This window comes from Nocardia jiangsuensis, from assembly GCF_042650385.1.
GTDB classification, from domain to species: domain Bacteria; phylum Actinomycetota; class Actinomycetes; order Mycobacteriales; family Mycobacteriaceae; genus Nocardia; species Nocardia jiangsuensis.
Map to the genome: position 1 here is coordinate 301,966 of NZ_JBHSAX010000002.1, position 19,797 is coordinate 321,762.

General features: G+C 65.8%; 16 protein-coding genes. 12 read left to right on the forward strand and 4 right to left on the reverse strand.

Annotation, left to right across the window (positions count from 1 at the left end; translation table 11 throughout):
* The first annotated feature begins 194 nt into the window (after positions 1-194).
* On the forward strand, positions 195-1,418 hold the full coding sequence (locus tag ACFO0B_RS01435; RefSeq protein ID WP_378610410.1) for a mannosyltransferase: 1,224 nt from the start codon (positions 195-197) through the stop codon (positions 1,416-1,418).
* Here the strand turns inward: ACFO0B_RS01435 and ACFO0B_RS01440 are convergent.
* The gene (locus ACFO0B_RS01440; RefSeq protein ID WP_378610411.1) at positions 1,357-1,653 is read right to left on the reverse strand and encodes a 4a-hydroxytetrahydrobiopterin dehydratase; all 297 of its coding nucleotides are present in this window, start codon (positions 1,651-1,653) and stop codon (positions 1,357-1,359) included. The genes ACFO0B_RS01435 and ACFO0B_RS01440 overlap by 62 nt on opposite strands.
* 32 nt (positions 1,654-1,685) lie before the next feature.
* Entirely contained in the window at positions 1,686-1,859 is a 174-nt protein-coding gene (locus ACFO0B_RS01445; RefSeq protein ID WP_233020323.1) for a hypothetical protein, read from the reverse strand.
* Positions 1,860-2,031: 172 nt separating this feature from the next.
* On the opposite strand from ACFO0B_RS01445, the gene typA reads away from it, so the two are divergent.
* The 5 genes from typA (at position 2,032) to ACFO0B_RS01470 (ending at position 7,278) form a co-directional block, all read left to right on the forward strand.
* Positions 2,032-3,933 (forward strand): translational GTPase TypA, encoded by a 1,902-nt coding sequence (gene typA, locus ACFO0B_RS01450; RefSeq protein ID WP_378610412.1) that lies wholly within the window; start codon positions 2,032-2,034, stop codon positions 3,931-3,933.
* A gap of 72 nt (positions 3,934-4,005) precedes the next feature.
* Positions 4,006-5,811 (forward strand): ABC transporter family substrate-binding protein, encoded by a 1,806-nt coding sequence (locus ACFO0B_RS01455; protein WP_378610484.1) that lies wholly within the window; start codon positions 4,006-4,008, stop codon positions 5,809-5,811.
* On the forward strand, positions 5,793-6,728 hold the full coding sequence (gene mshB, locus ACFO0B_RS01460; RefSeq protein ID WP_378610413.1) for an N-acetyl-1-D-myo-inositol-2-amino-2-deoxy-alpha-D-glucopyranoside deacetylase: 936 nt from the start codon (positions 5,793-5,795) through the stop codon (positions 6,726-6,728). The genes ACFO0B_RS01455 and mshB overlap by 19 nt, the downstream gene beginning before the upstream one ends.
* 29 nt (positions 6,729-6,757) lie before the next feature.
* Complete coding sequence (locus ACFO0B_RS01465; RefSeq protein WP_378610414.1) at positions 6,758-6,916, forward strand: hypothetical protein; 159 nt, start codon at positions 6,758-6,760, stop codon at positions 6,914-6,916.
* Positions 6,913-7,278 (forward strand): hypothetical protein, encoded by a 366-nt coding sequence (locus tag ACFO0B_RS01470; protein ID WP_378610415.1) that lies wholly within the window; start codon positions 6,913-6,915, stop codon positions 7,276-7,278. The genes ACFO0B_RS01465 and ACFO0B_RS01470 overlap by 4 nt, the downstream gene beginning before the upstream one ends.
* On the opposite strand, the gene ACFO0B_RS01475 is transcribed toward ACFO0B_RS01470, so the two are convergent.
* The gene (locus tag ACFO0B_RS01475; RefSeq protein ID WP_378610416.1) at positions 7,260-8,882 is read right to left on the reverse strand and encodes a PH domain-containing protein; all 1,623 of its coding nucleotides are present in this window, start codon (positions 8,880-8,882) and stop codon (positions 7,260-7,262) included. The genes ACFO0B_RS01470 and ACFO0B_RS01475 overlap by 19 nt on opposite strands.
* Positions 8,879-9,358, reverse strand: coding sequence for a PH domain-containing protein (locus ACFO0B_RS01480; RefSeq protein WP_378610485.1), 480 nt, complete (start codon positions 9,356-9,358; stop codon positions 8,879-8,881). Before ACFO0B_RS01480 ends, ACFO0B_RS01475 begins: the two co-directional genes overlap by 4 nt.
* 280 nt (positions 9,359-9,638) lie before the next feature.
* On the opposite strand from ACFO0B_RS01480, the gene ACFO0B_RS01485 reads away from it, so the two are divergent.
* From ACFO0B_RS01485 to ACFO0B_RS01510, 6 genes are all read left to right on the forward strand, one after another.
* A complete protein-coding gene (locus ACFO0B_RS01485) occupies positions 9,639-12,236 on the forward strand; it encodes a bifunctional FO biosynthesis protein CofGH (protein ID WP_378610417.1) in 2,598 nt (865 codons plus the stop codon).
* Between the two features lie 101 nt (positions 12,237-12,337).
* Entirely contained in the window at positions 12,338-12,658 is a 321-nt protein-coding gene (gene fdxA, locus ACFO0B_RS01490) for a ferredoxin (protein ID WP_378610418.1), read from the forward strand.
* Positions 12,655-13,770: a succinyldiaminopimelate transaminase gene (gene dapC, locus ACFO0B_RS01495; RefSeq protein WP_378610419.1), complete on the forward strand. Its 1,116-nt coding sequence runs from the start codon at positions 12,655-12,657 to the stop codon at positions 13,768-13,770. Before fdxA ends, dapC begins: the two co-directional genes overlap by 4 nt.
* Positions 13,771-14,129: 359 nt before the next feature.
* Positions 14,130-16,133, forward strand: a complete 2,004-nt coding sequence (locus ACFO0B_RS01500) for an N-6 DNA methylase (RefSeq protein ID WP_378610420.1) — start codon at positions 14,130-14,132, stop codon at positions 16,131-16,133.
* Positions 16,134-16,297: 164 nt separating this feature from the next.
* Entirely contained in the window at positions 16,298-17,473 is a 1,176-nt protein-coding gene (locus ACFO0B_RS01505; RefSeq protein ID WP_378610421.1) for a hypothetical protein, read from the forward strand.
* 459 nt (positions 17,474-17,932) lie between these two features.
* Entirely contained in the window at positions 17,933-19,783 is a 1,851-nt protein-coding gene (locus tag ACFO0B_RS01510) for a DUF262 domain-containing protein (RefSeq protein ID WP_378610422.1), read from the forward strand.
* Positions 19,784-19,797: the final 14 nt, after the last annotated feature.

Sequence of the window (19,797 nt, forward strand, 5' to 3'; positions counted from 1 at the left end):
GATGCGCGCGTCGAGCTGTGCCGGTACTGGGTGGGACACTCGAGCGTCTGTTACCGGAGTTGACAGTGTGACTCATGTTACTGCCGGGCGACGTCGGGCCGGGCACGCCGCGCCGAACCCGGTCCCGCTAAGGTGAAGCGGCCCTTCCCGCCGTCGCGCCGGATCCCGCCGCGGCTATATCGAAAGCTCGCGATGTGAATCGACACCTGCGCTGGGCCGTCGCGGTGCTGGGGCTCTCCGTCCTCGCCCGGCTGTCCTGGCTGCTCTTCGTCCCGAACGGGATGAACGTCGTCGACCTGCACGTCTACGTGGACGGTTCGGCCGGGCTGCTGAACGACACCCTCTACGACTTCACCTACGCGGAGAAGACCCCCGACTTCCCGCTGCCCTTCACCTACCCGCCGTTCGCGGCGATGGTCTTCCTCCCACTGCACTACCTGCCGTTCACCCTGGTCGCGGTGGGCTGGTTGCTGGCCATCGTGGCCGGGCTCTACGCCGTGATCCGGATCAGCTTCGAACTGCTGCTCGGCAGAGCGACCGCGGCCGAGCCCGGGTGGCGCACCGCGGCGATCTGGTGGACGGCGATCGGGATGTGGACCGAGCCGGTGCGCACCACCATCGACTACGGCCAGGTGAACGTCTTCCTGGTACTCGGCGCGATGCTGGCGGTGCGCAGCAGCCGGTGGTGGGTCTCCGGCGGGCTGGTCGGGCTGATCGCCGGGATCAAGCTGACCCCGGCCATCACCGGGCTGTACTTCGTGGCCCGCAGGCGCTGGCTCGCCGCGGTCTTCTCGGCGGTGGTCTTCGCCGCGACCGTCGGGCTCAGTTTTCTGGTGGCCCCAGCGGATGCCAGGCGCTACTTCACCACGCTGCTCGGCGACGCCGACCGGATCGGCCCGGTGGGATCGGTGTGGAATCAGTCACTGCGCGGCACGCTCAGCCGGTTGCTCGGGCACGACGTGCAGAGCGGCCCGATGTGGATCGGGGCGGTGCTGGTCGCGGCGGTGCTCGCGTTCCTGGCCTGGCGCGCGCTGGCCTCGGACGACCTGCTCGGCACCCTGATCGTGGTGCAGATCTTCGGGTTGCTGGTCTCGCCGATCTCGTGGTCGCACCACTGGGTGTGGCTGGTGCCGACGGTGCTCTGGCTGCTGTACGGGCCGCTGCGGGCGGCCGCGGGGGCGCGGCTCCTGGCCGGTTACTGGCTGGTGACCACCCTGATCGGGGTGCCCTGGATCCTCTCCTTCTTCCAGGACTCGATCTGGACCATCCCGCGCCCGGCCGTGCTCTCCTGGCTCGGCGCGGTCGACGTGATCGGCGCGGTGGCCACCTACCTGTGGATCATTCGCTCGGGACGGCTCAGCCGCCGGAGCGAGCCAGCCGATCTATCTCCCGAGCCAGCGCCACGTCCTGTGCCGTGAGCCCGCCCGCGGAGTGCGTGCTGAGGGTGTAGGTGACGGTGCGCCACCGGATGTCGATGTCGGGGTGGTGATCGGCTCGCTCGGCGGCCTCGGCCACCCGGCGCACCAGATCGATGCCTGCCAGGAAGGACTCGGCCTCGATCGCGCGGGTGATGGCGTCACCTTCGCGGGACCAGCCGTCCAGCTCGGACAGTGCCTCGGTGATCTCGGAATCGGTCAGCAGTGGCGTACCCATGGAGCCTGGGTACCCGTTCGAGCGGAGCGAAGCTACGCGGCGCGCGCGGCTTTGAGCCCCTTCTTCAGGTCCTTGCCGCAGACGCCGGCCGCTTCCAGCTTCTTCATCCGCATGACGACCACGGGGCACTTCACGCAGCGCGTCTTCTTCCGACAGCACTTCTTCTTCGGTTTCAACGTGGAAACCTTCTCCGCCTTGATACCCACGATGGTTAGCTTAGCCTAACTTTGCGTGCGCGAGAACACCCTGCACGCGACCGTGGGTCCGAAGCGGCCTGCCGGTAGTGTGTGACCCGGTCGTGCGCCCGGCGAGCTCTGTCCTCGCCCGTATTTTCCACGCGACGGCCGGCACCGCACATCAACAGCAGGAGGATCAGGCGTGTCGTCTGCACGCGATTTTCGCAACGTCGCCATCGTGGCCCACGTCGACCACGGCAAGACGACCCTGGTCGACGCCATGCTCCGGCAGTCGGGGGCGTTCGCCGAACGCGCCGAACTCGTCGATCGAGTGATGGACTCCGGTGATCTGGAGCGCGAGAAGGGCATCACCATTCTCGCCAAGAACACCGCGGTGCATCGGCACCACCCCGACGGCTCGGTCACCGTCATCAATGTCATCGATACCCCCGGCCACGCCGACTTCGGTGGTGAGGTCGAGCGCGGCCTCTCCATGGTCGACGGCGTCGTGCTGCTGGTGGACGCCTCCGAGGGGCCGCTGCCGCAGACCAGGTTCGTGCTGCGCAAGGCGCTCGCCGCCTCGCTGCCGGTGATCCTGGTGGTCAACAAGACCGACCGCCCCGACGCCAGGATCGAGGAGGTCGTCGAGGAGAGCCACGACCTGCTCCTCGACCTCGCCTCCGACCTGGACGACGCCGCCGCCGAGGCCGCCGAGCTGGCGCTCGATCTGCCGGTGCTCTACGCCTCCGGCCGCGAGGGCAAGGCGAGCAAGGAGCGCCCGGAGAACGGCAACGCCCCCTCCGCGGAGAACCTGGACGCGCTCTTCGACGTCCTGCTGGAGAACATCCCGGCGCCCAAGGGCGACCCGACCGGCCCGCTGCAGGCGCACGTCACCAACCTCGACGCCTCCGCCTTCCTCGGCAGGCTCGCGCTGGTCCGCATCTACAGCGGCGAGCTGCGCAAGGGCTCGACCGTGGCGTGGATGCACGCCGACGGGGTCAAGCAGGTGCGGATCACCGAGCTGCTGCAGACCATCGGCGTCGAGCGCACCCCCGGTGAGGTCGCGGTCGCGGGCGACATCGTCGCCATCGCCGGCATCCCGGAGATCATGATCGGCGACACCCTCGCCGACTCGGAGAACCCGGTGGCGCTGCCCCGGATCACCGTCGACGAGCCCGCCATCTCGGTGACCATCGGCACCAACACCTCGCCGCTGGTCGGCCGGGTGCAGGGGCACAAGCTCACCGCCCGCATGGTGAAGTCGCGGCTGGACCAGGAGCTGGTCGGCAACGTCTCGCTCCGGGTGCTCGACATCGGCCGCCCGGACGCCTGGGAGGTGCAGGGCCGCGGTGAGCTGGCGCTGGCCATCCTGGTCGAGCAGATGCGCCGGGAGGGCTTCGAGCTCACCGTCGGCAAGCCGCAGGTGGTCACCAGGAACGTCGACGGCAAGGTGCACGAGCCCTTCGAGGAGCTCACCGTCGACGCGCCGGAGGAGTACCTCGGCGCGATCACCCAGCTGCTCGCCGCCCGCAAGGGCAAGATGGTGCAGATGACCAACCACTCCGCGGGCTGGGTGCGGATGGAGTTCATCGTCCCCTCGCGCGGCCTGATCGGCTTCCGCACCGACTTCCTCACCGAGACCCGCGGCACCGGCATCGCCAACGCCGTGGCGCACGGGTACGCGCCGTGGGCGGGGGAGATCCGGGCGCGGCACACCGGTTCGCTGGTCTCCGACCGCGCGGGCACCGTGACCCCGTTCGCCATGATCCAGCTCGGCGATCGCGGGCAGTTCTTCGTCGAGCCGGGCGCCGACACCTACGAGGGCATGGTGGTCGGGATCAACCCGCGCGCCGAGGACCTCGACATCAACGTCACCCGCGAGAAGAAGCTGACCAATATGCGCAGCTCCACCGCGGATGTGTTCGAGACCCTCGCCAAGCCGCTGCAGCTGGACCTGGAGGCCGCGATGGAGTTCTGCGCGGGCGACGAGTGCGTCGAGGTCACCCCCGAGGTGGTCCGGGTGCGCAAGGTCATCCTCGGCGCCACCGAGCGGGGCCGGGAGCTCTCCCGGCGCAAGGCTCGGGATCGGGCCGCGGCGCAGTAGATCGTGCTGGGTGGGAGCCGTCCCGCAGCGAGGCCGGATGCGGGACGGCCCAGTAGAGTCCGTGGCGTGGTGATGGGTGGGAGCAAGCGCGCACGCCGTCGTGCGTGGATCCGGCACCGGGGAGCGGCGCGTACCGCGCTCGCCCTGGCTGCCCTCGTGGTGCTGGTCGGCGGCTGCGCGGCGAACCCGCCGCCGCCGATCGAGAGCACCAACAGCCCGCAGACCACGCCGGTGAAGCCGGCCGCCACCACGGTCGTGGTGGCGCTGGACAGCATCGGCAGCGCCTTCAACCCGCACCTGCGGGCCGACCAGTCGCAGGCCACCGCGGCCATCGCCTCCATGGTGCTGCCCAGCCCGTTCCGGCCGATCCCGAGCCTGGCCGCGCCCGGCGCGACCGACTGGGTGCCGGACTCCGCGCTGGTCAACTCGGCGGACATCTCCGCCCAGGAGCCCTTCACCATCACCTACAAGCTGCGCAACGAGGCGTCCTGGTCGGACGGCGCCCCGATCGCGGCCGAGGACTTCCGCTACCTGTGGCAGGAGATGATCTCCCAGCCCGGCGTCACCGACCCGGCCGGCTACCGGCTGATCGAGGACGTGGAGTCGTCGGCGGGCGGCAAGACCGTGACCGTCACGCTCACCCAGCCCTACCCGGCCTGGCGCGAGCTCTTCGCCAACCTGCTGCCCTCGCACCTGCTCAAGGATGCCCCCGGCGGCTTCGAGCGCGGGATGAACGGCGAGGTCAACGGGGTCAGGGTCGCCGGAGGGCCGTTCGGCATCCGCTCGGCCGACACCGGCCGCGAGGAGATCCTGCTCGAGCGCAACGACCGCTACTGGGGCACCCCCGCGGTGCCGGACCAGATCCTGCTGCGCCGCGGCGGCACCCCCGCCCAGCTGGCCGGGTCGCTGCGCACCAACGACACCCAGATGGCGCTCGTGCACGGCGGCGTCGCGACCCGCGCCCAGCTCGCCGCCATCCCGTCGGTGCGGACCGGCATCATGCCGCAGTCCCGGGTCATGCAGATGGTGCTGAACAGCCGCTCCGGCGACCTCGGCGACCCCAGGGTGCGCGCCGCCGTGCTCGCGCTGCTCGACCCGACGCTGCTCGCCACCGTCGGCGCGCAGACCGGTGACTGGTACGAACCGGCCAAGGCGCAGATCCTGGCCCCCTCCGACCCCGGCTACGTCCCGACCGCTCCGCCCCGCCCGAGCCCCGAGCAGGCCTTCGCCATGCTCGCCGAGGCCGGCTTCGGCCGGGCTCCCGAGCCGCCGCCGAACACCTCGGTCACCTCGCCCGCCCCGCAGCCGCGCACCGTCGGCAAGAACGGCAGGGCGCTCACCGTCCGGATCGGCGCGGTGCAGCAGGACGCCAGCACCCTCGCGGTCGCCAATACCGCCGCCGACCAGCTGCGCAGCGCGGGCATCGACGCCACCGTGCGCAGCCTCCCCGCCGACGAGCTGTACGGCAGGGAGCTCGTCGACGGCAATATCGACGTCATCGTCGGCTGGGAGGTCGCCGGCTCCGACCCGGCCACCGTGCTCGCCTCCCGCTACGGCTGCCCGCCGCCGCGCCCGCAGCTCGGCGACGGCGAGGACGAGCCCGCCGACGTCGAGGCCGCCAGGCGGGCCCCGAGCAACCTCTCCGGCGTCTGCGACCCGACCCTGCAGCCCGCCATCGACACGGCGCTGCGCGGCATCGACGTCGCGGCGGTGCTCGCCGACGCCGAGCCCAAGCTCTGGGCGCTCAACACGGTGCTGCCGATCATGCAGGACAACGTGGTCGCCGCCGCGGGCCCCCGGGTGGACGGCGCCTCGCTGAGCGGCGCCATCCAGGTCGGCATCTTCGGTGACGCCGCGATGTGGCGGCGGCTCCCGTGATCGCCATCGGCGGGCTGCTGCTGGTGCACGCGCACCCCGACGACGAGACCATCACCACCGGCGGCACGATCGCGCACTACCGCAGGCGCGGCATTCCGGTCGCGGTGGTCACCTGCACGCTCGGCGAGGAGGGCGAGGTGATCGGCGACCGCTGGGCGCAGCTCACCGCCGAGCACGCCGACCAGCTCGGCGGGTACCGGGTGCTGGAGCTGACCCGCGCGCTCGCCGCGCTGGACGCGGGTCCGCCCGTCTTCCTCGGTGGCGCCGGGCGCTGGCGCGATTCCGGCATGGTCGGCACTCCGTCCGCCTCGAATCCGCGCGCCTTCATCCACTCCGGCCAGGCCGCGGTGGAGGCGCTCACCGCCGAGCTGCTCGAGCGCAGGCCGCGCGTGGTCGTCAGCTACGACCCGCACGGCGGCTACGGCCACCCCGACCACATCCGCGCGCACGAGATCACCACCGCCGCCGTTTCCGCGGCCGCCGAGCAGGGCTGGGACGTCCCCAAGTTCTACTGGACCGTCACCGACGCCGACCTGCTCCGCCAGCACACCACCGCGCTGGCCAGGCGCACCGTCGACGGCCTGCCCGGACGGCTGCCGCCCGGCTGGCGGCTGCCCGCCGAGGACGAGCTCCCCGGCGTGCCGGGCAGCACCGTGACCACCACCATCGATGTCGCCGACGAGCTGGCCACCAAGCGGGCCGCGCTGCGCGCGCACGCCACCCAGGTCACGCTCGCGCCATCGGGCCGGGAGTTCGCGCTCTCCAACGGCGTCGCCCAGCCGGTCCTCCCGGAGGAGCACTTCGTGCTTGCCCGCGGCGAACTCGGCGCGGTCGGCCCGGACGGCCGCGAGGAGGACCTGTTCGCCGGGATCGCCGAGTTCCCGGATTCCGCCGAACCGGCACCGGGCCCGGCGTGACCGGCGCCACCGGGGCATAGACTTCGCCCATGTACAACTGGGACCTCCAGAACGCCATCATCGCGTTCGTCGACACCCTGCGGCCGAACGGGGCGCACCAGCACGAGATGTACATGTCGGCGCTCTACGCCTTCGTCGACATGCAGAGCCACCTGCTCGAGCTGCTCGGGTTCCCGCCGGTTCCGTGACCACGGACACCCGGCCGGTCTACGCGGCCCTGGCCCCGATCATCCTCGTGGTGCTCGCCGTCGACGCGCTGCTGACGCTCGTGCTTGAGGTCTTGTACCTGCCCACCTACCTGGGCGCGGTGGCGTTTCCGATATCCGCGCTGGTCGCGGGGGCGGTGAACGTCGGGCTGGTGTACGCGGCGGGCACGGTCAGCGATCGGGCGAGCCTCCGGCTGCTGCCGCTGCTGGTGTGGACGCTCGGGTTCCTGATCTGCGCCACCTCCGGCCCCGGCGGTGACGTGCTGCTCGGCAGTAACTGGCAGACATTGCTGCTGCTCTTCTGCGGGCTCGTCCCGCCGATGATCTACGTCGCCCGCACCTGACGCGTTCCCGCCAGTCCCGGCGTGATCTGCTCGATGATCTCGTGCGCGCGGGCCACCGGAACGTCCAGCACGAGGTAGCGCTTCTTGCCCGCGCCGGTCGCGGCCACCAGTGTGGCCAGCCCGGCCCGGCGCTGGAAGAACGTCTGCCGGATGGTCCAGCCGAGCACACCCGGCGCGGCCAGGCAGTCGCGCTCCCGGTCCAGTGAGCCGGAGCGGGTGACGAGCCAGGTCGGCGCGAGCGGCGTCTCGGGCAGCACCGCGTGCCCGAGCCCCCGGTACCTGTCCTCGGCCAGCGCGATCGCCACGACCGTGAGCACCGCCGGTACCAGCCACCACCAGGGGGAGTAGCGCACCCCCACGAGGCTCGCCACGAGCGGCACCAGCGCGGTCGCCGCAGCCGGACCCACCGCCCGGGTGTACCGCCGATACCGCGCCGCCCCGCCATGCGAAACCAGCACCACCGACCCGGGTGCTCCAGCGGCGGCAGGAGCAGCGCTGGGAGGCGCATCCGTCCCGGCTCCGCTCGCCGTGGCGCCGACCTCACTCTTCTCCGTCGTGACGGAGGTCGCGTCGGCCCGGGCGAAATCCCCCGGTTCCCCCGGAACCAGCACCGGCGCATGCGCCCCGACCCTCCGCGCCGCAGGCGTGAGCACATGCGCCAACGTGTGATGCACAGCCCCTTCCGGCGCCTGCGGCAGAATCCGCTGCCGCGGGTTCTCCCCGGTCATGATCGCCTCGAGCTCCGCGGCCCCGGCCAACCGCAGCAGCAGCGGCTCCTTCACCGTCGCCCCGCGGAACCGCGCCAGATCGAGCGTGATCTGCCTGGTCGTGAAGAACCCGTACCGCAGGTGCAGCGTCCGCCCGTCGTCCAGCACCCGCAGCCCGTAGTACGTCGCCAGGTACTGCGCACACGACGCCACACTCACGACCAGCACCACCGGCAGCACGAGCCCGGCAATCCCCAGCGCGACGTTCCCGCCCCCGACCCCGTGCGCCGCCGACCGGAACACCTTCTCCCCGAACCCGTACTGGAACCCGAACCCCACCACCGGCGCCACGATCGCGAACCCGGTCAGCGACAGCGGCGCATACCGCACCCACCCCGCCCGCCAGTGCCCGATCTCCCGCCCCCCGACCTCGGCCTCCTGCGGTCCCGGCCCGGATACCTCGGCCCCGGTGTGCGCGAGCAACTCGGCCCGCAACCCCGGCACCACCCGCGCATCCAGCGCGTCCAACTTGAACCGCTCCCCGGCCTCGGCCTGCTGCCCGGTCCCGATGGCGAGCACCGCCAACCCCAGCGCCCGATGCAGCAGATCAGCCTCGATATCCACCGACCGGATCCGCGACCGCGGCACCGACAGACTCCGCCGCTGAATCAACCCCGTCCGCAACTCGACATGCGTCGGCCCCACCCGATACGTCGTCGTGAACCACCGGCTCAACGCGAGCACCACCACGATCCCGGTAGGAATCAGACTCCACGCGTGATTCCCGCTGCTCGCCCCGAGGATCACCGACCCGAGCAGCACCGGAACGTACTTGATCACCTCGTTCACCGGATGCACCAGCAGCATCCGCCGGTTCAACCGCTGCCACGGATTCACGTGGCATCCCCGCGGTGCAGGGCAGCGATCCGCGTCAACCGCGCCACCGCGTCCTCCGCCACCGGCAGGTCGAGCCCCGCGATCGGCACCGCCCCCGCCGAGGAGGCCGTCGTCACCGTCACCGTCGCCAGCCCGAACGCCCGATCCAGCGGCCCCCGCTCGATATCCACCGTCTGCACCCGCGAGATCGGCGCCACCCGGCTCTCCTGCGTCAACCACCCCACCCGCGTGTACACGGCCTCGTCGGTGATCTCCCACCGATGCACCGAGTACCGCCACATCGGAATCACCGCCACCGTCGCCACGATGAGGATCACCAGCACGGTCCCGACGACCGCCTGCAACCCGCGCCGCCCGTCGTCCAGCACCACCCACACCGCGAACCCGATCACGGGCAGCAGCCAGCTCAACACCAGCTCGGTCCCCCACAGCAGCTGTGCCCGAGAGTCCGGCCGCCATGCCGGATCGGCAAGGATCGTCCTGGTTCCACGCCCGGCCCCGCCGAAGAACCCGGCGCCACCACCGGACCCCTCTCCTCCGTTCCCGGCGTCATGCCCCGCGGGCGGAACGGTCGGATCCCCGGCGGGCGGCATGCGCGCCCCCGGCCCGTCCCCGGCCGAGCCGGGCAGGTTCGGCGTCATGGCCCCATGGTGGCACGAAAGGGCACGGGGAATACCCGCGCCGGTTCCCCGGGTTGCCACCCGGAAGCACTCGTGTGTCGACGACACGGAGGAGACAGCTCGGGATGGGTAGCGCATGATCGAGGACGTGACCGACCTTCCGAACCCCGCCGTCCCGCCCGCCCCGCCCACGGCCTCGGCCATGCGCCGGGCGCTGCGCCGGGCCCGCGACGGGGTGACCCTGAACGTCGACGAGGCCGCGGTTCTGCTCCATGCCCGCGGCGACGACCTGCTAGACCTGACCACCAGCGCCGCCCGCGTCCGCGACGCCGGCCTGGAGTCCGCGGGCCGCCCGAAAACCATCAGCTACTCCCGCAACGTCTTCATCCCGCTCACCCACCTGTGCCGGGACAAATGCCACTACTGCACCTTCGTCACCGTGCCGGGCAAGCTCCGCGCCGAGGGCAAGGGCATGTTCCTGGAACCCGACGAGGTCCTGGAGATCGCCCGCCGCGGCGCCGAACTGGGCTGCAAGGAGGCCCTCTTCACCCTCGGCGACCGCCCCGAGGCCCGCTGGCCCGAGGCCGCCCAGTGGCTGGACGAGCGCGGCTACGACTCCACCCTGGACTACCTGCGCGCCGTCTCCATCCTGGTCCTGGAGGAGACCGGCCTCCTCCCGCACCTGAACCCCGGCGTCATGAGCTGGGCCGAGATCTCCCGCCTCAAGCCGGTAGCGCAATCCATGGGCATGATGCTGGAGACCACCAGCACCCGCCTCTTCACCGAGAAGGGCCAGCCTCACTACGGCAGCCCCGACAAGGACCCGGCGGTGCGCCTGCGCGTCCTCACCGACGCGGGCCGCCTCTCGGTCCCGTTCACCACCGGCATCCTGGTCGGCATCGGCGAGACCATCCCCGAGCGCGCCGACTCCATCATGGCGATCCGCAAGCAGCACAAGGAGTTCGGCCACATCCAGGAGGTGATCGTGCAGAACTTCCGCGCCAAGCCGGACACCGCCATGCGCGACACCCCCGACGCGAGCCTCGAGGAATTCCGCGCCACCATCGCCGTCACCCGCCTGCTCCTCGGCCCCGACGTGCACGTGCAGGCCCCGCCCAACCTGGTCTCCGCCCAGGAGTGCCGCGACCTGCTGGACGCCGGCATCGACGACTGGGGCGGCGTCTCCCCGCTCACCCCCGACCACGTCAACCCCGAACGCCCCTGGCCCAACCTCGACACCCTCCGCGAGATCACCGCGGAATCCGGCTTCGAGCTGGTCGAACGCACCTCCGCGCACCCCAGGTATGTCCGCGCGGGCAACCCGTGGACCGACCCGAGGATCGCGGTCCACGTCGCCGCCCTCACCGACCCCGCCACCGGCCTCGCGAACCCCGACGCCGAGGTCATCGGCCGCCCCTGGCAGGAGCCGGACGAGTCCTGGGATTCGACGGGCCGCGTGAACCTGAACACCGCCATCGACACCGAGGGCCGCAATACCGAATCCCGCAGCGACTCGGGCCTCGACCAGGACCTGGTCGGCGCCTTCGGCGACTGGGACACCATCCGCGAACACGCCGCCGGGCTCGCCGTCGCCCCCCAGCGCCTCGGCACCGACGTCCTCGCAGCGTTGCGCGCCGCCGAAGCCGACCCCGCCGGCCTGACCGACGACCAGTACCTGGCCCTCGCCACCGCCGAGGGCCCCGACCTGGAAGCCGTCACCACCCTCGCCGACCAGCTGCGCCGCGACACCAACGGCGACGACGTCACCTACGTCGTGAACCGGAACATCAACTTCACCAATATCTGCTACACCGGCTGCCGCTTCTGCGCCTTCGCCCAGCGCAAGGGCGACGCCGACGCCTTCACCCTGAGCACCGACGAGGTAGCCGACCGCGCCTGGGAGGCGTGGGTCGACGGCGCCACCGAGGTCTGCATGCAGGGCGGCATCGACCCGGATCTCCCCGTCACCGGCTACGCCGACCTGGTCCGCGCCGTGAAGAAGCGCGTCCCCGACATGCACGTCCACGCCTTCAGCCCGATGGAGATCGTGAACGGCGCCTCCCGCGGCGGCCAGAGCATCCGCGACTGGCTGGTGGCCTTGAAGGAGGCCGGCCTCGACACCATCCCCGGCACCGCCGCCGAGATCCTGGACGACGAGGTCCGCTGGGTCCTCACCAAGGGCAAACTCCCCGCCTCCGCCTGGATCGAGGTAATAACGACGGCCCACCAGGTCGGCCTCCGCTCCAGCTCGACCATGATGTACGGCCACGTCGACAACCCGAAACACTGGGTCGGCCACCTGAACGTGCTCCGCGGAATCCAGGACGAGACCGGCGGTTTCACCGAATTCGTCCTGTTGCCTTTCGTCCACCAGAGCGCCCCCCTCTACCTGGCAGGCGCCGCCCGCCCCGGCCCCACCGTCCGCGACAACAGGGCAGCCCACGCCCTGGCCCGCATCATGCTGCACGGCCGCATCGACAACATCCAGACCAGCTGGGTGAAACTCGGAACCGCGGGTACCCGCGTCATGTTGAACGGGGGAGCCAACGACCTCGGCGGCACCCTGATGGAGGAGACCATCTCCCGCATGGCCGGCTCCCAGCACGGCTCGGCGAAGACCGTCGCCGAGCTCCACGAGATCGGCGAAGGCATCGGCCGACCGGTCCGCGAACGCACCACCGTCTACGGCGTCCCACCCCACCGCCCCGCTGTGCTCCCGCTCACGGTGGGTTGAGCGGCACAAGTTAGGACAGGCTCACCACGAGTAGCGTTGAGGCTGCCGGGATACTGGTGCGGGCGAGATTTCCCCGAGTGCGGAAGACTAGGAGAACGGCAGTGACGTACATCATCGCGGAACCGTGCGTCGATGTGAAGGACAAGGCCTGCATCGAGGAATGCCCCGTGGACTGCATCTATGAGGGCGGCCGGATGCTGTACATCCATCCCGACGAGTGCGTCGACTGTGGTGCCTGCGAACCGGTCTGCCCCGTCGAGGCGATCTTCTACGAGGACGACACGCCGGATCAGTGGTCCGGGTACATCAATGCCAACGTCGACTTCTTCGATGAGCTGGGGTCGCCGGGAGGGGCGACGAAGGTCGGGCTGGTCGAGTCCGATCCGCCGTTCATCAAGGCGCTGCCGCCGATGGGTGAATGAGCGTGGTTCTGCGTAACCGGGTCAGCAGCTTGCTGCCCGATTTTCCCTGGGACACGATTGCCGAGGCCAGGGCTCGGGCTGCCGCGCATCCGGGCGGGATCGTCGATCTGTCCGTCGGGACGCCGGTCGACCCGGTCGACCCGCTCATCCGGGACGCGCTGGCTTCGGTTTCCGAGGTTCCTGGGTATCCGACCACCCACGGGACGCCCGAGTTGCGAGCTGCCGCAGTGGAGGCTCTGAAACGTCGGTACGGCATTACCGGGTTGTCTCCAGCTGCTGTTCTGCCGGTGATCGGGACCAAGGAGCTCATCGCCGGGTTGCCTCGGCTGCTTGGTCTCGGTGCCGGGGACCTGATGGTCATTCCCGAGATCGCGTACCCGACCTACGAGGTCGGCGGGCTTTTGGCCGGGTGCGAGATCCTCCGTGCTGACTCTCTGACCCAGATCGGGCCGCGGAATCCGGCGCTGATCTTCATCAACTCCCCGTCGAACCCCACCGGCAAGGTGCTCGGCGTCGACCACCTCCGCAAGGTCGTCTCCTTCGCCCGCGAACGCGGCGCCATCGTCACCTCCGACGAGTGCTACCTGGGCCTCACTTGGGAAGGCCGAGCCCCCTCGCTACTCAATCCCGAGGTCTGCGACGGCGACTTCACCGGCCTGCTGGCCGTGCACTCCCTCTCCAAGACGTCCAACCTTGCCAGCTACCGGGCCGGGTTCGTCGCGGGTGATCCCGAGCTGGTCGCTGAACTGCTCGAAGTGCGCAAGCACTCCGGCATGATCGTCCCCTTCCCGATCCAGGCCGCCATGACCGCCGCCCTCGGTGACGACGCACACGAATCGCGCCAGCGCGAGCGCTACAGGACCCGGCGTGAGGTCCTGCGAAAGGCGCTGGAAGGCGCCGGTTTCCGAATCGACGACTCCGAAGCTGGCCTCTACCTCTGGGCCACCCGAGGTGAACCCTCGCGCACCACCTTGAACTGGCTGGCCAATCTCGGCATTCTTGCTGCTCCCGGTCACTTCTACGGTCCGGCCGGTGCTAAGCACGTCCGCGTGGCACTCACAGCTGCCGATGAACGTATCGCCGCCGCCGCAACCCGGCTGACGTCAGCCTAACCTGTCATCCCGAGGCGCAGATCAGTTATGGCCATATGGGATGTGCGTACACGACGTCCATGCCTGATCCAAGGCTGGCGTCTAGATGTGCTCCCCTGCGAGCAGTCAGGGGACCGTAGACGTGTGCATAGGAGCGGTTTCAATCGCGGTGAACTTGCTTCAATCGATTGGTGCTGATCCCTCAGCCTCGACATTGCGACGCAGCAGGGGAGTCTGTACGTCACGTTCCGTTGTGAGCCCCAGAGAGCTTGTAGGATGAGTGTGCTCGACTGAACCACACTGAAAGGTGTCGAGAGGAAGCACCTTAAGATTCGGGCGGCAAGATCAGCGCCAGTTGTTGCTTGCGGCATGATGTACCCATGACTCGTCTGCCGGCCGCCATGGCCACGCCCTCAGTGACTCCAGCAGGCTCGGTTCCGAAGGGCAAGCGTGCCGACTTCCTCACTGGCAATCTCGTCAGCGATACTCCCGAGGAATATGTTCGGCAGAACATTGAGAAAGCCCTGGTGCGACAGTACAAGTATCCCGCCGCTGACTGTGAACCTGAGTTCCCGATCAAGGTGGGAAGTTCGAAGAAGCGAATCGATATCGCGGTATTCACGGCAGGGAATGCTCACACTCAAGCGAATGTTCGTGTAATTATCGAGACTAAACGTCCTGAGACAAAAGCGACCAGTCGTACCGAGGGAATTGGGCAACTCCACTCCTACATGGCAGCCTGCCTGAATGCTGAATATGGAATGTGGACTAATGGAGACGATCGGTACTGCTTCGCTAAAAGGCCCAGCAGTTCCGGCGGGTGGGTTTTCGAGGAGATCATCGAAATACCCGCTCATGCGCAATCAGAAGAGGACGCTCAGCGGCCCAGTCGTAAGAGTCTCGTGGTTGCTACAGCTGACAACCTCCTTTTCGCTTTTCGTCGCTGCCACAACTATATCGCTGCACATGAAGGAAAGCAGAAGACAGAAGCATTCTGGGAACTGTTGAAGATCATCTTCACGAAAATTGAAGATGAACGATCCCCTAAAATCAATTTTTACGCAACACCCAGTGAACGTGCCAACACTGCTCTCGCTAGTTCGGCCAAGAAGCGCATTCAGAGCCTGTTCAAGGACAAAGTTGTTCGCAAATATCCCGGTATCTTCGAGCCGCGCGACGAGATTATAGACCTCAGTCCTGCTGTCGTTGCCTATGTGGTTACTCAGCTGCAGAATTTCTCTCTTCTTCTGTCTCCTGTCGATGTTAAGGGAGTGGCATACGAGGAGATCGTCGGCTCCAACCTTCGAGGAGATCGCGGCGAGTTCTTTACGCCTCGCAACGCATGTCGCATGGCTGTAGAGATGCTTGATCCGCAGCCAATGGAGCGAGTCTTGGACCCATCCTGTGGTACGGGTGGATTCTTGATCACAGCCATGAATCACGCTCTCGCCGCAATAGAGAGGGATCAACGTAACCAGTGGCTTGATCCCTCAAATGGTTCTGATCTTGAACGGCAGGAGCTGTACCGTAGGCGGACCGACTATCTTTCTCAGTGTGTTTTTGGAATTGATCTCAACCCTGCCTTAGTGCGCGCTGCTAAAATGAACATGGTCATGAACAATGATGGTTCGGGGGGGCTTTGGCAGGCGAATACCTTGCTGAATCCACACGCGTGGAATCCGGATCTTCGGCAGAGAATTCCTCTTGCCAGTGTTGACGTCATCGTCTCAAACCCGCCATTTGGTGCGAATATTCCCGTGGACGACGAAGAAGTACTAGCTCAGTATGAACTTGCAGCTGTATGGGATGAAGGACCGGACGGCGAGTTCTCAATTCGACGAGATCGGTTCAATGTGCCTGTCATGCAGAGATCGCAGCCGCCCGAGATTTTGTTCGTAGAAAGGTGTCTGCAGCTCCTGCGCCCGGGTACTGGCCGTATGGCCATGGTGATTCCGAACGGCATCCTGAACAATCCTGGACTGACCTATGTGAGACGTTGGATTTTGAGTCGAGCTCAGGTTCTCGCCGTGGTAGATATGAATCGCGAGCTTTTCCAGCCCAAAAACGACACGCAAACATCGATGGTTCTCTTGCGACGGTTATCTGCGGAGGAAGAAACCGTTGCGGCTAAAGAAGGGCTAGACTACCCCGTATTTATGGCTATTGCTGAGAAAATCGGTCATGATAAGCGTGGAAATACGATTTTCCGTCGAACGCCTGAAGGCGAAGAGGTACTTGTATTGCGAACTGAACAGCTTCAGCAGATCGATCAGGAATCTGGCGGGGAGGTATTTGAGACTGTGACAGTAACCGAAAAGCAAGTGGATGATGATCTTCCGGATGTTGCAGACGCTTACCGTGACTGGCTGGCGAGTCAGGCATGAAGTTCGCGACCACTGCGTCGAGCAGAATTCGTGCAACTGGGCGCCTCGATGCGCCGTACGCTGTCAATGGCGCGGTAGAGCTTCGAGAAAGAATTTCGACAGCGGCGCATGCGAGGCTGATATCAAAGATGGGTTGCGCTACTATGCCCAGCCGAATAAAGAAAGTGCCAGCCACTGTTTCGGAAGACTCGATTCCGTACCTCAGGCCTTATGATGTATTCGAATACCTGCCCCCTGAAACAGATCGCATATCGCGGCATCGAACCAAGAATTCTGAAGATTATCTGATTAGTGCCGACGATATTCTTCAGACCCGGTCGGGAAGAAATTTGGGACCGGTGACGCTGGCTGACGAATATCTTGCTAAGTTTGCCGTGTCGGACGATATGATCCGCATTAGAATCGAAAACGAGCATGAGCGTTACTATAGCTTCGCTTTCTTGCGGTCGGTCATGGGGCAGAGAATACTGAGGGGCGAGCTGGGCGGGTCTGTAATCAGCCATATTTCGCCTGACCACGTTTCTGGTATCGCTGTTCCTTTTATAGATTCAATTGAGGTGCAAGTCGTCTCTCTAGTGCGCAAAGCGGTCTCTCTGCGTGGATCTGCTCGAAGTGTCTTACACTCGGCCGTCGGAAAGGTTAATGCGAATTTCCCGGTTTTGGGCAGTAAATCGATGAGTAGCTGGTCGGCGCACTCGCAGGCTCTCAAAAGCCGATTTGACGCTGCTTTTCACTCGCGTGCTGTTTGCGATGTCCGTGCGCTACTTGAGGACGGTGTTGCGCTTGAGGACGCAGCTGACGTAGTTAAGCCAGCTGGCAGGCACAAGATGGTGTATGTAGACCCGGGGCATGGCACGCCACTTCTGTCGGGAAGGCAAATTTTGCAAGCGGATGTTGTCGCAGCGAAGCATCTCTCAAAACGCAGTGCTCAGGCTGCCGGAGGGTTTGAGTTGCAACCCAAAAGCGTCGTATTCCAGGCCGACGGGCGAGCGGGAGAAGGTCTTGGGTATCCCGCCATGGTTACAAACGACAGGCAAGGGTGGTTAGCGTCCGGGCATGTTGGACGTCTTTTGCCTAGTTCTACGGTTGAGCCTGGCTGGCTCTGGGCCGCGTTCGCGAGTGACATAGTGCAAATTCAGATCGCGGCGTTGTGTTGTGGATCTGTTGTCGATGCGCTGTATCCGAATGACCTCAAGCGTGTACTGCTACCGCCTCGAAGGCTTGTAGATTCATCAGCTGTTGAGCAAGCTTGGGATACGATGGCTGAGGCAGGCCGGTTGTTTGACCAAGCATCCCGCCTCATCGACGAGGTGCTCGACGAATCAGATGTCATTACTTGACGCACGTCATCAGCGATGAGTCATCAATCAAGATTTCTTCAAAGGATAGACCTAATCGCTGGGCTGATATACCGGAGTGCTTAACTGATCAACTCCTCTGGCGGAATTGGAGAAGTTCTTCTTCGTCGAGAAGGGCAGTATCCGTACGGCAGGCTTGCGAGACCCATTCCGAGCGAGGGTCCGTGCTGCCCGGATATTGACCGGAAGATGCTGGGCGCCGCGAGTAGCACGTAGTTGCTGTGTAGTTCGACGTCGAGTGGGGCCAAGGTGCTAGCGGAATCTGAGGAGTCGTGGCCGGGGCAGCAACGACGTCCTCGTCCAGCTATTGTTGTTCGTCGATCCGCCTCCCGCGGCTCGAACAGCCACGGGCATGGGCATCGTCTTCGATGAACTCGATCGCCGGTGCGCTGAGGATTACAACGAGAAGGACCTGATCGCTAAGATCGAAGGGGGCCAAGCATGAACGAAGTCGACCGCAACATCGATGGTGTCGCGAAGACCGTTTCAGAAGTGCTGGAGAAGAAGAAGTACTCTATCGACTATTACCAGCGTGAATATAAGTGGGAAGCCAAGCAGCTCGCCGAGCTGGTCTCCGATCTCACGGGGAAATTTCTCGCCCTCTACGAGCCTGACCACGTTCGCAGGGACGTGGCCAAGTATCCCGGCTACTACCTCGGGTCGATCATCGTCTCCCAGAAGGGCAGCCAGCCGTTCGTAGTCGACGGTCAGCAGCGCCTCACGAGCTTGACCCTCGTCCTGACCTATCTTCGGCGACTTCAGCGAGACCGCGAAGAAGTCGTGAGCATCGACGAGCTGATTTACTCGGAGAAATTCGGCGAAAAATCCTTCAACCTTGACGTTTCTGACCGCAACGACTGCATGGAGGCCTTGTTCGAACATGGTGACTTCGACCCGCGGACCGACGCCCCCGAGTCTGTCCACACTCTGGTCGCCCGCTATTCCGAGCTTGACGGTCTGTTCCCGGAGGAGCTGAAGGGGGACGTGCTTCCATATTTCATCGACTGGGTCAAGGATCGGGTCCAGCTCGTGCAGATCACCGCCTACAGCGACGACGACGCCTACGCAATCTTCGAAACCATGAACGATCGCGGGCTCAAGCTCACCCCGGCCGACATGCTTAAGGGCTACCTGCTCGCCAACATGGAGGACGGCACGCCGCGCACCAAGGCCAACAATCTGTGGCGCAGACGACTCCGCATCCTGGATGAGCAGGACGAGGATGCAGGCTCCGACTTCCTGAAGACGTGGTTGCGAAGCCAATACTCCACCAAGATTCGCGAACGCAAGAAGGGCGCGAGGCCAGAGGACTGGGACCGGATCGGCACCGAGTTCCATCGTTGGCTTCGGAGTGCACACCTTCAGGCCGGGCTAACCTCACGTGACGCATACTACGAGTTCGTCGTGCGGGATCTAGACTTCTACGGTCACCAGTACGGGCGCATCCTTGAGGCTGCGAAAGGACCATTCCGGCCGGAAAGCCCGCTTCGATTTATCCGCTTCAACGCTGACCTGGGGTTCACGTTGCAGAACCAACTGCTTCTCGCTTCACTTCGCGTAGGCGACTCCGGGCAAGTCGTTGACTTGAAGCTGGAGCTAGTAGGGCGGTTTACCGACATTCTGCTTGCTCGTCGCATCTGGAACTCCCGGGCCACGGCCTATTCCACGATGCAGTACGCTATGTTCACAGTGATGCGCGACATCCGGGGAAAGTCTCCGGGGGAGTTGGCGAAGGTACTTCGCGATTACCTCGTCAGGATCGATGAATCCTTCGATTTCGACGGTTTATATGTCCACCAGCAGAATCGCAGTCAGCTGCATAAGGTCCTTGCACGCTTGACCGACTTTATCACTATTGGCTCCGGTCGGGCGTCCAACTACATCGAGCTGACCAACGGAGCAAAGGTGAAGTACGAGGTCGAGCACGTATGGGCCGATCATGCTGAACGGCACACTGATGAGTTCAACAATACAGCTGACTTCGGACGCCACCGCAACCGCATCGGGGGCTTGCTACTACTGCCGAAGCAATTCAATGCCAGCTACAACGACGACCCTTACGAGAAGAAGTTGCCGCACTACTTCAAAGAGAACTTGCTTGCCTCCAGCTTGCATCCGCTTTCGTACGAAAAGAATCCAGGATTTCTGACCTTCATTAGAAAAGCGTCCCTGCCGTTCAGGCCCTGCGAGCAGTTTAAGGCAGCGGACCTGGTTGAGCGCGGCGAACTTTATAGCGCCATTGCGAAACAGGTCTGGAACCCAGACGATCTACTTGAAGTCGCGAACGGCTGATGGGACGTTCGCGG

What these genes read in the sequence shown, in the direction of transcription:
- ACFO0B_RS01465 (WP_378610414.1), top strand. Translation starts at nt 6,758, where the DNA reads ATGTACAACTGGGACCTCCAGAACGCCATCATCGCGTTCGTCGACACC.
- ACFO0B_RS01500 (WP_378610420.1), top strand. Translation starts at nt 14,130, where the DNA reads ATGACTCGTCTGCCGGCCGCCATGGCCACGCCCTCAGTGACTCCAGCA.
- dapC (WP_378610419.1), top strand. Translation starts at nt 12,655, where the DNA reads ATGAGCGTGGTTCTGCGTAACCGGGTCAGCAGCTTGCTGCCCGATTTT.
- ACFO0B_RS01485 (WP_378610417.1), top strand. Translation starts at nt 9,639, where the DNA reads ATGATCGAGGACGTGACCGACCTTCCGAACCCCGCCGTCCCGCCCGCC.
- ACFO0B_RS01440 (WP_378610411.1), bottom strand. Translation starts at nt 1,653, where the DNA reads ATGGGTACGCCACTGCTGACCGATTCCGAGATCACCGAGGCACTGTCC.
- ACFO0B_RS01510 (WP_378610422.1), top strand. Translation starts at nt 17,933, where the DNA reads ATGAACGAAGTCGACCGCAACATCGATGGTGTCGCGAAGACCGTTTCA.
- ACFO0B_RS01455 (WP_378610484.1), top strand. Translation starts at nt 4,006, where the DNA reads ATGGGTGGGAGCAAGCGCGCACGCCGTCGTGCGTGGATCCGGCACCGG.